The following is a 16,769-nucleotide window of genomic DNA, read 5'->3' as shown; positions in this document are numbered from 1 at the left end:
TTATTAGAGCAAAGTTATCTTAACTAGCGATTATTAAACGGTAATAACAGATCAATTTAATGAATTTCTCGGCATTCGTTAGCTGTTGATCGACTGGTGCCATTACATCAATACCCATGCGGCAACTGCTGGTGGAGGTGAAAAGTGGCGTGTTACCTTAATTTTTCGCTAGTTGCATAAGAACACCACGAAAACACGAAGCTTTATATTTTAATTCTTCGTGTCCTTCGTGCCTTCGTGGTGAAAATTTCTTAGCTATCACATTTTTTAACTAATCAAGCCTAGAAAAATCCCAATGGATTAACATCGTAGCTGACCAGCATATTTTTGGTTTGCTGATAATGATCCAGCATCATCTTATGGCATTCACGACCCACGCCTGATTTCTTGTAGCCGCCGAAAGCCGCATGAGCCGGATAATGGTGATAACAGTTAATCCATACGCGCCCGGCCTGAATGCCGCGCCCCATGCGGTACGCCCGGTTCATATCATGCGTCCAGACGCCCGCGCCCAGACCAAACTGGGTATCGTTGGCAATCTCCAAGGCTTCGGCCTCATCCTTAAAGGTGGTGACCGATATGACCGGACCGAAAATCTCTTCCTGAAAGATACGCATTTTGTTGCCGCCTTTCATGATCGTCGGTTCGATATAGTAGCCTTCCGAGAAGCCGCCGCCCAAAGACTCAGCCTTGCCGCCGATTAAAACTTCAGCGCCTTCGTCTTTACCGATTTGTAGATAATCCAGAATCTTATCAAACTGTTGCTTGGAAGCTTGCGCGCCTACCATCGTCTCGGTATCCAACGGATTGCCGCGTTTAATCTGCTTGGCGCGCGCAACCACTTTAGCGATAAATTCATCATAGATGGATTCTTGAACCAACAGCCGCGAAGGACAGGTACAGACTTCGCCTTGATTGAAAAATGCCAACACCGCGCCTTCGATACATTTGCTGATAAACGCTTCTTCCTGATCCATCACATCTTCGAAAAAGATATTCGGCGATTTGCCGCCCAACTCAACGGTGGAAGGAATAATGTTTTCAGCCGCACATTTAAGGATATGCGAACCGACCGGCGTCGAACCGGTAAAGGCTATTTTTGCAATCCGGGTGCTGGTCGCCAACGCTTGCCCTGCTTCCGCACCATAGCCGTTGACAATATTAAGCACGCCTCCCGGCAACAAATCGCCGATTATTTCCATCAGCACCAAAATAGACGCCGGGGTTTGTTCAGCCGGTTTCATGACCACGCAGTTGCCTGCGGCCAAAGCGGGGGCCAATTTCCAGCAGGCCATCAGCAACGGAAAATTCCACGGAATAATCTGCCCGATCACACCCAGCGGCTCGTGGAAATGGTACGCGACGGTATTCTTGTCGATTTCGCCGATTGAGCCTTCCTGAGCGCGAATGCACCCGGCAAAATAGCGAAAATGATCGGCGCACAGCGGTATGTCCGCCGCCAGCGTTTCGCGCACCGCTTTGCCGTTATCCCAGGTTTCGGCAACGGCCAGCGTCTCAAGATTTGCTTCAATCCGGTCGGCTATTTTTAAAAGTATATTCGACCGCTCTGTGACCGAGGTTTCTCCCCAAGCCGCCCTGACTGCATGAGCCGCATCCAGAGCCAGCTCTATATCTTCGGCGCTGGAGCGGGGTATTTCGCAAAAAACCTTGCCGTTAATGGGACTTGAGTTTTCAAAGTACAGCCCTTTTACCGGATCGACCCAACCACCGCCGATAAAGTTTTGATAACGGGATTTAAAATTAACTTTACTGCCAGGTTGATTCGGTTCGATATAAAGCATGGCTTTCTCCTAATATGCATAATTGGGGACGATTCATTCTATCACGCCGACTGGCGGCTAATAACGTTCCTTCGGGCCGGGCGCTCGCGGTAATGGCCGACCTTTCTCGCAACCAAACCTAATCTTTGAACGTTGACAGCAGGCGACTAAACATCCCCCTGCCTATTAACAAATCAAGACATGCCCTCCATTCACGCCCCGATATCCGCACAACATTAGTAATTAACACTCTCTTTTGCGCCCTATTTTGGTGCAATCGCAAGATAGCACCATTAATAACACCGCATCAAACCTCATCTGCATAGAGTCTCAGGCACTATGGCGTAGATATTGCTAATCACATCGTGCATCTGCCTTTTATCATTAATGACTCGTCTCATTTTTAACGCACAACCAAGGACAAATTACATGCTGTCAGAAGCTGAACGTTTTGAAACTTTCTCCCCTTATATTCGGAGCGTTACCCAATGCAAGGAAATTCTCCGCGACTTGAATGGAACCTGGGGACTGATTTCCGCCATTGCTGAAATCAGCTGCCCTACAGAAGCCGCAACCATACTGCCGGCGATGGAAGCCACAAAAAAAGGTTTTGGCGATCTTGAAAGCAAACTAACCAGCCAGCTGGTTTCTGAAGAAATTAAAAAAACCTGCCTCGAACTTGAATCCAAAGCGCAAGTTTCGATAGATATTCTGGTGCGCAACCTGTATGAGCGCACCGCAGACATCGGCTTTCTGGCGACCAATGCCGATATATGCAACTTTGTCCAGGCCTGCATAAACGGCGATAGAACCGGTAGAGATTCGATTAACCAACTGCTTGACGAGTACGGATCAAAATACACCGTATACGACGACATTATCGTTCTGGATACCGACAGCCGCATACTGGCCAGGCTTGACCGCAACACGCCCACAGTCGCTCAAAGTATTTCCGACCCGATTATCCGCCAGACGCTGAACTCAATGGAGGACTATGTTGAGACCTTTGGCAAAACCAGCCTCCGTCCCGGCATAGATCGAAGCCTCATTTATTCAAAACGTATCGTCGATCCGGTCGATGACGCGGTGATTGGCGTTTTGTGCCTATCATTCCGTTTTGATAACGAAATGGAAGGCATCTTTCGCAGCCTGCAAAAGAAAGGCGACAAAGCCGTCATGTTGCTGCTGAATGCCGATTCGGCGGTGATTGCCACGAGCGACCAGGATCACGTACCGATTGGCCGGTTCATTGAAGCGGTTCCTGAAGGAGACCACTACGGGGTGATCAGCTTTGCCGGGCGCGATTATCTGTCGGTCACGCACAGAGGCCGTCCCTATCAAGGTTATGCCGGGCAAGAATGGTACGGACACGCGATGATTCCATTGCATACGGCATTCGGTTCTTCCGCGTCCGACAAGGAGATCAATGCCGAAATTCTTCGCCATGGCGACTCGCTGTCGCCTGAGCTGTCCAGCATCGTTGCCACTGCCGCCCAAGACATCAACATGTTCCTGCACCGCGTCATCTGGAATGGCCAGGTCATGGCGACCAACGAACACGGCAACCTTTTATCGCTGAAGGCCATTCTAAAACAACTGCGTTCGATGGGTGCGCGCACCGCCCAGGCGCTTGCCGATTCCAGCAGCAAGCTGCATACCACGATGATTACCTCCGAACTCCGTAATGCCGAATCCATCGCACGGCTGATGATTGATATTATGGATCGCAACCTGTACGAGCGCAGCAACGATTGCCGATGGTGGGCACTGACTTCGGAAATCCGTCGCATTCTGTCCGAAGGCCGTCTAAACGCCGACGATAAAGCGAAAATCACCGACATCCTGATCTACATCAACAAGCTTTACACCGTCTACACACGCCTGTTTATCTATGACATCAAAGGCGCCATCGTAGCCGAGTCCAATCTCCATAACGACCCCGTGGATGCCGTAGGCAGGCAGGTGAACGCCGCCTACGCGCAGGAGACTTTTTCCTTGCGTTCGCCGCAGGAATATCGGGTATCGATGTTTGAAGACTCCTGGCTGTATGAAGGCAATCCAACCTATGTCTACAATGCCGCGATCCGTCACATTGATGATATGAACAAAGTAGTCGGCGGCATCGGCATCGTTTTTGACTCCACGCCCGAATTCAAACATATGCTTGAGGATTGCTTGCCCGACAAACCCGGTTCTTTCGGGCTGTTTGTGGAACGACCCAGCGGTCGCATCATTGCATCGACCGAAGGTTCCAATTACAAAAACGGCGAAATTCTGTGGATAGACCCTGATTTTTTTGAGTTGCAGGAAGGTACCGGAAAATCCAAAATCGTGCTCTATAACAGGAAGTACTATGCTGTCGGCTGTTACTCGTCACGCGGATACCGCGAGTTTAAAACCACCGGGGACTATCATAATGACGTGGCGGCCTTCGTGTTTATTCCCATCGGCGAGAAAGCCGAAACTAGCGGTTCCGAACAACGCGTAGCAATCGCTTATCCGCAAGAACCGCTAACCGGCGATGTCGTCGACCTGGCAACGTTTTATATAGGTTCGGAAGTCTACGCATTTCTTGCCGCCGACGTACTCGAAGCCATGGACGTTACCCTGATCAACAGCCTGCCCGGCGTGAAATCCTATATTGTCGGCAGCGTCATGTATTGCGATAACAGCCCCGACGGCATCAACGAAAAAATCCCGATTATCGTGATTGACGGCAGGATTCTGACCAATAAGGCCGTTGATTTCGATCAACCGGAAAAAACCGCCGGTGCAATCATTGTAGTACGGACCCAAGTAGGCCCGATTGGCCTATTGGTTGATGGGCTTGATGCCATTCCGAGCTTTGAAAAATCGCAAGTTCAGCCGGTTAATGAATTATTGCGCGGTGACGGCGGTTATGTGAAATCATTGGTTAACATTCCTGAAAGTAACACGTCCGGGAAGATGCTGATCGTATTGAATCAAGATTTGATTCTTGCGTCGGTTCGTAAGCAATAATTACATTCGATCACGGCTGGTTTTATCAAAACCCGGATCAAAAGGGACAGATACGATGAAATCAATGCTGTTAGCTTAAGCCCCATCCGTTCGCCCTAAACTCTTCGGCATTGCTCATAAGAACCTTGTCGAAGGGCATTTCGCGAATAACTTAAACCATTTTCATGCTTCGACAAGTTCAGTACGAGCGGCTTAAATCATCACCGCTCCGATTCTTTCTTAGCAACCTTATCCCGCAAATAAACCGGCATAGCCTGTTCGACGGCAACAGCCAAACCCTGTTCGAAACCTCGCGCGCCTAATCGGGCTATCGCACCGGCTCTGGGCAGCATATCGGCTTTATAGTGGCTGACGAGTCCCGCCAAGCGGGTCGTCAATTCCTGGTTGTAAACGCCCCAGCCTGAACCGATTCCCACGCCGATCAGGTCGGGAAACTCTATCTGCTCAGCCGGAGTCACGGCCTCGTCGCCGATCAGTTCGGCATAGCCTTGTGCATCGCGCCGGTAAACGCCCCAGAAAATTTCGCCCATCCGCGCATCCATGGCAACAAAGGCGACATTCTCATCATTGTTATCGAAAAAATCCTGGGCTATGGCCGCCAAGGTGGATATGGGGACGACCGGCAAATCGGCACCCAAGGCGATGCCCTGAATTACGCCGGTGGCGATACGTACACCGGTGAACGAACCTGGGCCGCGACTAAAGGCCAGCGCATCGAGCTGTTGCGGCTTTAAGCCCGCATCCGCCATTAATGAATCGATCATCGGCAAAATCAGCTTGGTATGTTCTTTGGGCGCCAGCTCAAAGCGTTCGGCCACTTCGCCGTCAATAAACAGTGCTGCCGAGCAGGCTTCGGTCGATGTTTCTACTGCCAATAATTTCATTATTCGGTCTCTGTGGTAATTAACTTAGCGGATGCTGATTTTATGACGCTGATACGTAGGGCGTGCCGTGCGCGCCTAGCTTCCAAGGCGCGCACGGCACGCCCTACAGGGAACAGCTGTGAGGAAACAAAACAGGTGCATCTCTAAATTTTTATCCGCGTTCATCAGCCAAAATCCGCGTTATCCGCGTTCTATTTTTCTAACGACTCGTCCTGAAAAAACGCCCGCACCTCTTCTATATCACGGGTGCGCTTCATCGCCGGTACGCTGTCTAAAAATATCTGGCCGTATGATTTCTTTAACAATCTAGGATCGCAGACCATCAATACGCCCCGATCGGTTACGTCGCGAATCAAACGGCCTATGCCCTGCCTTAATGCAATCACGGCGGTGGGCAGTTGGTATTCGAAAAACGAGTTCCGCCCCTGTTTGACCATTGCATCCAACCGCGCTTTTAACACCGGATCGCCGGGCGATGCGAAAGGCAGTTTGTCGATAATGACGCAGGATAAGGCCTCGCCCCTGACATCAACGCCCTCCCAAAAGCTCGATGTGCCCAGTAACACGGCATTGCCTGCTTCTTTAAACTGCTCCAGCAGCAAGGCCTTGGGGCGACTGCCCTGGATCAACAACGGATAGTCGATTTTTTTCTCCAGTAATTCGGCCGCCTGTTTTAGCGCGCGATGACTGGTAAACAGGAAAAACGCCCTACCCTTGCTGGCCTGCAATACCGGCACCGCAAACTCGACGATAGTCGGGATAAATTCGGGATCATTGGGCTGCGGCAAGCCTTTCGGGTGATAGAACAGCGATTGATGGGCGTAATCGAAAGGACTGCCCCAACTTTCGCTGGTCGCATTGCTAAGCCCCAGGTTATTGGCGAAATGGTCGAACTTGTTCGCCACGCTGAGGGTCGCCGAGGTAAAAATCCACGCCGCTTGGTGTTGCTGCATGAAGGAGCGGAATTCCGCGGCAATATCCAGCGGCGTCCGGCTCAAGGTAAAGGTGTTTTTATAGGTTTCGTACCAGCGTATCCATTTGCCGCTGTTGTCTTCGAGGATAATTTTTAACTGCTGCACCAGTTCGTCGGCGCGCTTAAAACACGAGTCCAGGCCTTTGGTTTTGACCGACGCCAATTCCAGTTGATCGGCCAAGCGCTGTAACTGCTCCTTAACCGCAATCAAGCTCGCCGCTATTTTGGGATTGTTTTCGATGTCCTGCCAATCGCCGCGCTTAAGCTCGATGCCGAACGCCAGCCTCATATCTTTCACTTCATGTTCAAGGTCTTCGCAGGCGGTGCGCAAGGCGGGCATGTCGGTGGCGTCTTTGAAATATTCCATCAACGCGTCTTTGGCCAGATCATTCAGCTGCTTGGCGCTGACGGTAATGCCTAAAAAATTGGACGCGGTATCGGCCAGTTGGTGCGCCTCGTCGATAATAACCACCTCGGCATCGGGCAATAGCTCGCCGAAACCGCTGTCGCGTATCGACCAGTCTGCGCACAGCAAATGGTGATTAACCACCAGTATTTCGCTTTCCTGGGCTTTTTTCCGGGCCTTGACCAGGAAACACTCGGCATAATCCGGGCAATCCTGACCCAGACAATTATCCAATGACGAAGTCGCCTGATACCAGACCGGATCGGCCTCAGCCACTTCGGACATTTCCGAGGTATCGCCGGTTTTGGTACGCGCCGACCAGGATTTTATTTTTGCCAGGGCAACGGCATCTTCCTTGCTGAAACCCAGCGTGGAAGTTAGCGCATTTTTCAGTCGATAGGTGCATAAATAATTGCTGCGGCCTTTTAACAGCGCGGCAATAAACGGCGTTTTGATCGCCTTGCGGATCACCGGCAAATCCTTGTTAAACAACTGATCCTGAAGATTTTTGGTGCCGGTCGAAATAATGACTTTTTTGCCGGATAAAATGGCAGGCACCAAATAGGCAAAAGTCTTGCCGGTTCCGGTTCCGGCTTCGGCGATTAAATGCTGGTTTGCTTCGATAGCATGGGCAATGGCCTCGGCCATTTCAAGCTGAGCCGCCCGTGGCTGATAGCCTGGGATTACTTTTGCCAACCCGCCGTCGCTACCGAAAAATGCTTCTAGTTCTGTCAATTGAGTCTCTTGCACTATTTTTTATTTACTATGTTAAATTCAACCAACAGGTGCGGTTCATTTTTTAAACTGGAAAGCCGACCAAGCAACAAAGATACCAGATTGAGATTTTAAAGATAGTGGCTCGGGCATCTAAATCCATACTGATCAAGTAGACCTATAATATACCCGAAAAAGGGAACCGCAGGATATGTCGACGGCTGTACGGACGGTCTGCGTTGGGGCGGTGAAAAGATACCTTATGATTTGATTATACTCATAATTTTAGTTAAAAAACAGCATATTAGCCATCATAACAGGGAGAGGAATTGATGATTTTATCGGTGATGCTAAGATCAATTGCTGACCCGAGCAGGCTGTACTTATTACCAATGCCATATTGTCAAATCCGCCTGACTGTCTCTGAACTATCAACCTTTAGCTGGTCTTGCTGACAACGCGGACCATGACCCGTAGATATTTATGCCGACAAGGTACATTTTGAATTTTAAAATAATATTTATATGCGTATGTATTGAATTAGAAGATACTAGCACTTGAAAACAGAGAGTAACTGATTAAAATAGATGGCAATTAATGAATATTATTGACTTTAAAGAATGATAATCGACGGCTTAACATTTCTTCCTACATACGATGACACGCTGGAGCAAAATGCAGAATATCTTCGGCAAATACTTCCCCTCATGTCAAAGCATAAAATTGCTACCGATCCTCTTAATTTTGCAATTTTCTATGAATATATTATTGGCAGAAACATTGGTTTAAACAATGAACTGGATGCACTTCTGGGCAAGCAGGTTGTTTTTACGTCTGAATTAAGCGCCAAACTCTTTAAAAAATATATCTGCGACACTTCGATCGACTCCCTGGAAAAAATAAATCACCTCCTGTTGCAGCTTATTAACAAAACAGGTGAAGCTTTGGACACGACTGGCGAAAAAGCCAGTGCGGCAACCATAGACTTCCAGAATCAGAGTAAAAAGCTGGAAAACAACCAAGACCTGCCTGAAATCAAAATAGTCTTGACCGAAATCATCGCGGGAACCAAAGGTCTTGCCGAAACCAGCATGACCTTGCAGACTCAACTGGACGATAATAAAAAGGAAATGCAGTTGCTGCGGCAGGAACTTGCGCATGCACGCGAAACGGCGAAAACCGACGCATTGACGGGGCTCTTAAACCGCCGGGCTTTTGATCAAAAGTTGAATGAATATATTGAAATTCACAAACAAAACGATGTCGAACTTTGCTTGCTTATTTTAGACATTGACCATTTCAAACAAGTGAATGATACCTTTGGTCACCAGATGGGAGATAACGTACTGCGTTACACGGCTAATCTGATGAAGCAACATATTACCGAGCATCATTGTGCAGCGCGCTATGGTGGCGAAGAAATGGCTATTATCATGCCCAATACACCGCTTAACAAAGCCATGGAAATTGCCGAAAAAATAAGAACTTCATTAGCCCAGCATCCTTTAAAGCTGAAGGGCAGCAAAAAATCGATAGGAAAGGTGACCATTTCTATCGGTGTCTCAAGTTTTAAAATAAACGACTCGATCGAAAGCTTGATCGAGCGCGCGGATATGGCAATGTACCGAGCTAAAGATAACGGCAGAAACCAGGTAATGGCTGAAAACGCTATCTAAGACACTGAAAGACGGACCTTCTTCTTTAGGGTTAGCCAAACCCTACCGGTGCTTCCTGATCGGCTTCGACACTGAATAACACTGTTGCACTGATGAGTTGAATCTAAAAAATTATGAAAAAAACCCTGCTTTCGCTTTTAGCCATCTTCCTGATTATTGAGGAATGGCTGTGGGATTTACTGACGGCATTTGGGCGCTCATTATCCCAATGGCTGAATCTGCAACAATTTGAACAATGGCTCAGTCAGACAACTGCGACCATGGCGCTGGTGGCGTTTAGTATTCCGATACTGATTGTGACGCCGATCAACCTGGCGGCATTTGGATTGCTGGCAAAAGGATTGATTCTGCAAGGCATCCTGATGGAAGTATTGGCAAAATTACTCGGCACTTTACTGGTAGCCAGAGTGTTTGCGCTGACCAAACCGCAGCTGTTAACCTTTACCTTCCTTAGGATCACTTACACCACCGTCACTCGCTGGCTGCAATGGGCGCATGCGAAAGTCACTGAAACCGCCGTTTATCGCTGGGCGAAGCAATTGAAGGGCTAAAGCCAAGGTCAATCGCAAATGATGGGTTTGGTTCGCCCGTTCATATCCGGCCTGAGTTCCTCTGTTTTGCAAACTTCTCCACTTCTCCACTTCGACTGCTGCGCTGTTAAGAGGTCCCTGCCGCTACGACTCCGTAGGCCAACAAGGTCCGTAAACACTGCCGCCGCGCTTGCTAATCGGGTTTACCGCCGCGAAGTCTTGCTTAGGAACCCGTCCGAGACTTGCCGTTCCTTTTCAAGTCGTTGCGATTTTATGCGGTTTACTGACGTTAGGCATTGCCTGCGAAAATAGATGCCCGCGCCTTAACTGAATGACCATGACAAATGAGCTGGTACGCCCGAGGATATTCCTATGCAGGGAACAAGATATTTCTGGGCAATGATAAGGAAGATCAAGTCCGTGTCATCTGAGGCCTGTCTTTTTCGCGGCGGTGATGGACAATGCGTAACATCAGCTGTTTATTAAGATTAGTGTCCAGCCGAATTCCAAAACAAAACCAAGGAATGGGGCGGTAAAACTCTTCCCCCTTGCTTAACAATACCGCGAAACCGACTGCTAAGTATTTTTACTAATTTGACGAACCGCTTACTTCCTATACCCTCTGTCAGTTGCCACCGTCACAACCCGGTTTTTTCTTTAGGGTAAAGAACCGCGTTGACTAATCGCGTTACCCAGCAACCCCGATTAACACACGTTGCAAAAACTATGGTACAAAGTCGCATATTACAACAGGCTAATATTAATTAAATCGAGGAAGTCCAGATGAAAACGACGACTAATTTGCAACGCCGAAAACTATTAAAATATGCCGCAATGGGCATCGCCGGAGCGATCACTTATCCGAGCTGGGCTCAGGCTGGCGAATTTGTCAGAGTCAACGCGCCATCTGCCGACTTTCTTCCTGACGTTGAAATTGAACTGACCCAGAACACAGCTGACGTGGCCATTTTAAACGGCGACAAAACCCGCGTCTGGAAAATCACCGGCAAGGTCATCAAAGGCCCATCAGACGTGCTTGATAATAATGAAGGCACCTATCTGGCCCCTACCCTGCGCTTTAAAAAAGGCCAAAAGGTTCGGCTGTTTCTTAACAATAACTTGCCGGCGCAATCGATCCTGCATTGGCATGGCCTGCATGTACCCGCCAACATGGACGGCAACCCCATGTATGCGATCAATCGCGGCGAAACTTACGTCTATGAATTCGAGATACTCAACCGGGCGGGCACCTACTTTTACCACGCCCATACCCACGGCGTCACGGCCAGGCAGGTCTACTCCGGCTTGGCGGGTCTGTTAATCGTCAGTGACGCTCAGGAACAAGCGCTGAATTTACCGAACGGCGAGCTTGACGTCCCGTTGGTGATTCAGGATCGCAGTTTCGACGGTCAAAACCAACTGGTTTACTCAGCCCACATGATGCAACGCATGCAGGGCTTTTTGGGCGACCAGATCCTGGTCAACGGTCGGCCTGACTTCGTATTACCGGTAGCGACGCGCCCCTATCGGCTCCGGCTGGTCAACGGTTCTAATTCCCGTATTTATAAACTGGCTTGGGATGACGGCACCCCTCTCACCGTAATAGGCGTTGACGGCGGCTTGCTGGAAAGTCCCAAGCAACACGCTTATGTCATGCTGGCTCCAGGGGAAAGACTGGAATTATGGATGGACTTCAGCGGGCGGGCGGTAGGCACCGAGCTAACCTTGCGCAGCCTTCAGTTTGATACATCCGCGCATGGCGGCATGGGCATGATGGGTGGCGGAATGATGGGGGGGCGCGACCACGGAGGAATGATGGGACATGGCATGGGCGGAATGATGCGTGGCGGCATGATGTCAGTCAGTACCTTGCCTTCCGGTTCGGACTACCCCTTATTAAAAATCCGGGTCGCCAAAAAGGAGCAAGGCGACAACACTTTGCCAAAAGTCCTGACCCCCATCACCGCGTTACAGGTCAAGAATGCAGCCAATGCGGCTAATCCCAGAACCATTGCCTTATCCATGCAACACATGTCAGCCCTGCTAAATGGCCGTTCTTATAAAATGGATGACGTTCAGCCGGATGAAATCATCCCGGTTAACAGCCTGCAATTAATAGAATTCGATAATGGTTTTAACGGCGGCATGCACGGCATGATGATGGATATGCCGCATCCGATGCATTTACACGGCGAACAATTCCAGATCGTCAAGCGGGAAGTGAGTTCAGGTTCCGATAACTATGCCAGCGTTTCCTCAGGATTTATAGACGGCGGCTGGAAAGATACGGTTCTGGTGATGCCGGGCGAGAAAGTGACGATACTAAAACCGTTTAATGATTTTAAAGGCCTGTTCATGTACCACTGCCATAACCTGGAACACGAGGATATGGGCATGATGCGGGATTTTCTTATTAAATAATTCCGGTTTTATTTCAGGTTGGCTGATTCTGATGGCAGGCACATCGCGACTAAAGCGGCTTCTACAGGACGTTTGTTTATGCTTAGGAATCACCTGACCTCAAAACCGCTTTTGGCAACACCGGCAGAAAATCCATGCCCGTCCATTGTCTTGTCCTAAATATGAGCCGCACCCTTGTAAACATCATCATTGACCTGCTCGCCGCCTTGCTGTTTCTCGGCATGATTGCGACAGGCTATATATTGCGTTTCCCATTGCCACCAGGAAGCAACAAAGCGTTCAGCCTGTGGGGTCTTACCCGTCACCAGTATGGCGACATCCATTTCTGGATCAGTTTTGGACTGTTAGCCGTACTTGTTATTCATCTGACGCTTCATTGGAATTGGATCGTTACCGTCATCGTCAAGCGTTGTCATGCGGTACAAGCCTCGCATCCTTCACTGCTTCGTAGCGGTCTATTAACTCTTGTTATCGTCACCATAACGTTCATAGCCTTCGCATGGACAGCCCAACATAGCGTAAAACGAATAACCCGGCCAATCCACAGCCACCTCGACGGACAGACCGGCTCGACATCAAGCGCTCAATAAGAAAAAGGTAGCGGTTAAATCTGTAACTTGATATGACTATTCAAGCCAAATTACAGAGTTACAACCGCTTTCGACCTATCTATTTTTGGGCGTTTACTCACTGTAGATAAGCTTTGTTCATACCACCGTTGTTTAAAACCATGCCTGATACGTCAAGATTGTTTTTTGCTTTATGGCCTGACGATGAAACCCGGCAAGCGCTGGCGCGCTTGAGTCAGTCCATCACGGCCAAGGGGTTCAAATGGGTGCAGCCGCACAATCTCCATGTAACACTGGTGTTTTTGGGGGCTGTTAACACAGATACTGAATTATTGATTAAACAGTCCGTCGCCGACATTACCGCACAACCTTTTTCATTGACCTTTGACAGCTTAAGTTATTGGAATAGACCCAGGATTTTATGCCTGACCAGTCGGCAACCCGTGCCAAATCCGGCCGCTATGTTGGTGTCCGCGTTAGAGGCGACGGTCGCAGATTGCGGTCTGCACACCGACACCAGACCCTACATCCCCCATATCACCCTGGCCCGGCATGCCCGGTATTTGCCGGACGTGAAGATTGAACCGATAGTCTGGCGCGCCGAAGCGTTCTGCCTGGTTGAGTCCTGTAGCGAGCCGGATGGCGTCTGTTATAAAGTGAGACAGCAATGGCCTTTTATCAAGCCAACCGTTAATCCGGATCAATAACTTTAATTTGGCTGGTGAATCGGCCTTGCGCGAGGCGGGTTTGAACCCTATCGCCGGGCTTAAGTTGTTCGGTAGAGCGGATGATTTCCCCGGAAGACGGGCTGATTACCATCGCATAACCACGGTTTAGCGTTGCCAGCGGACTGACCGCATGCAGGGTCTGGCTGGAATTTAACAATCGCTGATTAAGCTGTTCCAGCTTGTGTGCGGCTGCGGAAATAAGCCGCTTACTCAAATAGTCTTGCCGTTGTTTATGGCTTCTTATGGTTATCGCAGGATTATGCTGCCATAATTTCGCCGTTTTTGCTTCAATAATGCCGGTCATATGACGCAATTTTGCGTGTATGGCTTGATTAAGTCTAGCTTCAAGTTCAGCCATGCGCCGCGCATTTCCAGCCAGCTTCTGACCGGGATGTTGCTGTTGCAACCGCTGGTTCAGCCAATCCAGAGTTTGCTGTTTTTGATTCAGCTTTCGTTGCAGTTGTTGTTGCAACCGCGATTCCAGATACATGAATCGCGACAGCCATTGCTGCTGATCGGGGCTGGCGTGTTCTGCGGCCGCTGAAGGCGTTGCCGCACGCAGATCGGCGACAAAATCGGCAATGGTAAAATCGGTTTCGTGCCCAACAGCTGAAATAATCGGAATTTCGCTATCATAAATGGCTCTGGCAACCAGCTCTTCATTGAATGCCCAAAGATCTTCCAGCGACCCTCCGCCCCGTCCGAGAATGATAACGTCGCATTGCTTATGTCGGTTAGCGGTGGCTATCGCCTTGGCAATTTCATGTTTTGCGTTATCGCCTTGCACCGCAACCGGGTAAACAATCACCGGTATCGCTGCAAAACGTCTTTGCAGCACGGTCAGTATGTCCCTGATAGCCGCGCCTGACGGCGAAGTAATAACACCAATGGCTCTTGGCAGCGTGGGCAAAGTTTGTTTGTGGGCGGCATCGAACAGCCCTTGTTCCGACAGCTTCAGCTTTAACGCATCAAACGCCCTGCGTAAAGCGCCGTCACCGGCTTCTTCGATATGTTCGACGATAAGCTGGTAATCGCCTCGGGGTTCGTACAGGCTGACTTGCGCCTTGACGATAACCTGCTTGCCGTTTTCCGGCTTAAACGCCAACCGGCGCTGCTGAGTGCGAAACATCGCGCAACGTACCTGTGCATTAGCATCCTTCAGCGAAAAATACAGGTGCCCGGAAGAAGGGGTACTTAAATTGGATAACTCGCCTTCAACCAGAACAGACAGAAAATGCTCGGCAAGTAATTGACTGGTTTCGCGGTTAAGTTGGGTAACGGTGATGATGTTGCGTCGTATAGAAGCAGATGTGCCGGTCATAGTTATTGCTTTGCGCGAGTTGGAAGTGTGTTTGTCATTGCAATAAACTTAATTCTGTTCACTTGTTTTTTGTATACTTTCTCGTTGAAGTTGATTGATATAGCGCTGGACGGTCGATTCAAATACAGGCGTTATTCGGGTAAATGAACAACCTATTTTTTGGATTTTGAGCGCGGCAATTTTATCCGGGTTAATGACGAGCTTGGAGCAGACCTTAAAGGAGATGGCATCTTCACCGGCCCCTGAAAGTACAAGTCTGGACTTTTCTAATTGTGTACCGGGTATCAATAAGTTGGATATTTCAGTTGAGGTATTAAGTACGGAAAAACCGGTGAGACTAATGTCGTATAACATTAAATTAACGGATTCGTGGCCCTCCAGTACCAGCTGACAATAGCTGCCTTTTGAACGCGGTGATTTTATGCGAAAGAATTCTCTACGCTGCATCCAAAAGATCGACTCGGGGATTGGCATGGAAAACGCCGGTTCCCCATTATAAAGAATTTGTTCCAACATGCTGCCTTTGAAAGAAGCTTTAATGCCTGCAAAATCGGCTTCGAAAGTGATTCTGGTAGCCTTAAGAAGCTGTTGGTTTAAAACTTCTTTGGGTCCGTAATCGAACACTATGGAATTATTTGCCTCATCAATCTCAAGTATTGCCGTAAGAAAGAATGCTTTGCCTTCGCCAAAACGAACGCTAAGCAGGCATTTATTCTTAATCAATATAGATAAATTGTGAACTATTTGCCTTGGACTGTAGATTGAAAAAGAGGAGGCGTCGCTCATTAATAATGACCATAGGTGTTTAGCTGATTACTGGGCAACAAGTGTGTAATCATTAGGTACTTACGCTGCGTAAAAGCGAGTGAAGGGTATAAAGGGCTATTAAATTTCTCACTTCATGCGATTTTTGTCGCTTGCCAATACAACTGAATTACTCTTTCTGTAAGTCCTCTCGTTGAATCTGATGCATATAGCGCTGAATAACTTCTTCGACTGAACGCGTTATCTTATTGAACTTACAGCCTATTTTTTGTATTTTTTGCGGTTTGTCAGGGTTAATTATGTACTTGGCGCAGACCTCAAAGGAAATAGGACTCTCCCCTGCTTCTGAAAGTATGAGCTTACATTGCGAAAATGATGTGCCGGGAATCAGTAGATCGGAAACTTCTTTGGAAACATTAAGCATTGCAAAGCCTGTCAGACTGATGTCGTATAACTTAAGGTTAACGGGTTCCCTGCCTTCTACTATTAATTGGCAATAACTGGGTTTTGAAAGCGGCGATTTTACCCGGTAGTACTCTCTACGCTGCATCCAGTAAAGCGATTTAGGAATCGACATGCTGAATGCCGAATCACCTTTATGGGTGATTTTTTTCAGCTCAGTTCCCGCGAAAGAAACTTTAATGCCATTATAATCAGTATCGAATGAAACCTTGCCGGCATTAAGAATACGTTGATTCAAATCTTCTTTGGGCCCGTAATCCAATACTACCGTATTATTTCCTTCATTAACGCTAAGCAATGTAGTGATATAGGACTCATTGTTTGCTCCAAAACGGGCGCTGAGCAAGCATTTATTTTTAACTAATAATGATAAATGACTGATTATTTGCTTTGGATTTTGGATTGAAAAAGAAGATATGTCGCTCATTACTATGTGTTAGTTATTGATTATTTTGCATTAAATGCTAAGCATTACGTATTACACAAAAACTCACTCCCCTGTAACCCCCTCTTGTTAAATCCGCTGCATAGATGCTGAA

The 16,769-nt window shown here is 48.4% G+C and carries 12 protein-coding genes; 6 read left to right on the top strand and 6 right to left on the bottom strand.

The features are described from left to right. Window positions 1-281: 281 nt before the first annotated feature. Window positions 282-1,802: an acetaldehyde dehydrogenase ExaC gene (gene exaC / locus METTU_RS00285; protein ID WP_006889286.1), complete on the bottom strand. Its 1,521-nt coding sequence runs from the start codon at window positions 1,800-1,802 to the stop codon at window positions 282-284. A gap of 408 nt (window positions 1,803-2,210) precedes the next feature. Here exaC and METTU_RS00280 point away from each other — a divergent pair, with 408 nt between their 5' ends. Continuing rightward, window positions 2,211-4,781, top strand: coding sequence for a chemotaxis protein CheW (locus METTU_RS00280; RefSeq protein ID WP_006889285.1), 2,571 nt, complete (start codon window positions 2,211-2,213; stop codon window positions 4,779-4,781). Window positions 4,782-4,981: 200 nt separating this feature from the next. Here METTU_RS00280 and tsaB read toward each other — a convergent pair whose 3' ends face one another. Both tsaB and yoaA read right to left on the bottom strand, forming a co-directional pair. Then, window positions 4,982-5,665 carry a tRNA (adenosine(37)-N6)-threonylcarbamoyltransferase complex dimerization subunit type 1 TsaB gene (gene tsaB, locus METTU_RS00275; RefSeq protein WP_006889284.1) on the bottom strand — a complete coding sequence of 228 codons (684 nt, stop codon included), beginning with the start codon at window positions 5,663-5,665 and terminating at the stop codon, window positions 4,982-4,984. A gap of 191 nt (window positions 5,666-5,856) precedes the next feature. Next, a complete protein-coding gene (gene yoaA / locus METTU_RS00270; RefSeq protein ID WP_040579475.1) occupies window positions 5,857-7,779 on the bottom strand; it encodes a DNA repair helicase YoaA in 1,923 nt (640 codons plus the stop codon). A gap of 686 nt (window positions 7,780-8,465) precedes the next feature. On the opposite strand from yoaA, the gene METTU_RS00265 reads away from it, so the two are divergent. The 5 genes from METTU_RS00265 to thpR all read left to right on the top strand — a co-directional run bounded on the left by METTU_RS00265 (window position 8,466) and on the right by thpR (window position 13,661). Beyond that, window positions 8,466-9,434, top strand: a complete 969-nt coding sequence (locus tag METTU_RS00265; RefSeq protein WP_254257786.1) for a GGDEF domain-containing protein — start codon at window positions 8,466-8,468, stop codon at window positions 9,432-9,434. Window positions 9,435-9,547: 113 nt separating this feature from the next. Then, window positions 9,548-9,985, top strand: coding sequence for a hypothetical protein (locus METTU_RS00260; RefSeq protein WP_006889281.1), 438 nt, complete (start codon window positions 9,548-9,550; stop codon window positions 9,983-9,985). Between the two features lie 762 nt (window positions 9,986-10,747). Next, window positions 10,748-12,385, top strand: coding sequence for a multicopper oxidase family protein (locus METTU_RS00255; protein WP_006889280.1), 1,638 nt, complete (start codon window positions 10,748-10,750; stop codon window positions 12,383-12,385). A 161-nt stretch (window positions 12,386-12,546) separates the two neighbouring features. Continuing rightward, window positions 12,547-12,975, top strand: coding sequence for a DUF4405 domain-containing protein (locus METTU_RS21980; RefSeq protein ID WP_169624835.1), 429 nt, complete (start codon window positions 12,547-12,549; stop codon window positions 12,973-12,975). A gap of 140 nt (window positions 12,976-13,115) precedes the next feature. Next, a complete protein-coding gene (gene thpR, locus METTU_RS00250; protein ID WP_006889278.1) occupies window positions 13,116-13,661 on the top strand; it encodes an RNA 2',3'-cyclic phosphodiesterase in 546 nt (181 codons plus the stop codon). On the opposite strand, the gene xseA is transcribed toward thpR, so the two are convergent. The 3 genes from xseA to METTU_RS00235 all read right to left on the bottom strand — a co-directional run bounded on the left by xseA (window position 13,645) and on the right by METTU_RS00235 (window position 16,657). Then, a complete protein-coding gene (gene xseA / locus METTU_RS00245) occupies window positions 13,645-15,003 on the bottom strand; it encodes an exodeoxyribonuclease VII large subunit (protein ID WP_006889277.1) in 1,359 nt (452 codons plus the stop codon). The two genes, thpR and xseA, sit on opposite strands and share 17 nt — an antisense overlap. 48 nt (window positions 15,004-15,051) lie before the next feature. Next, window positions 15,052-15,789 (bottom strand): flagellar brake protein, encoded by a 738-nt coding sequence (locus tag METTU_RS00240; RefSeq protein ID WP_006889276.1) that lies wholly within the window; start codon window positions 15,787-15,789, stop codon window positions 15,052-15,054. A 148-nt stretch (window positions 15,790-15,937) separates the two neighbouring features. Beyond that, complete coding sequence (locus METTU_RS00235; protein ID WP_006889275.1) at window positions 15,938-16,657, bottom strand: flagellar brake protein; 720 nt, start codon at window positions 16,655-16,657, stop codon at window positions 15,938-15,940. Window positions 16,658-16,769 lie beyond the last annotated feature (112 nt).

This window comes from Methylobacter tundripaludum SV96 (assembly GCF_000190755.2).
GTDB lineage: Bacteria > Pseudomonadota > Gammaproteobacteria > Methylococcales > Methylomonadaceae > Methylobacter_A > Methylobacter_A tundripaludum.
This window is presented reverse-complemented; position numbering and strand designations above follow the sequence as displayed.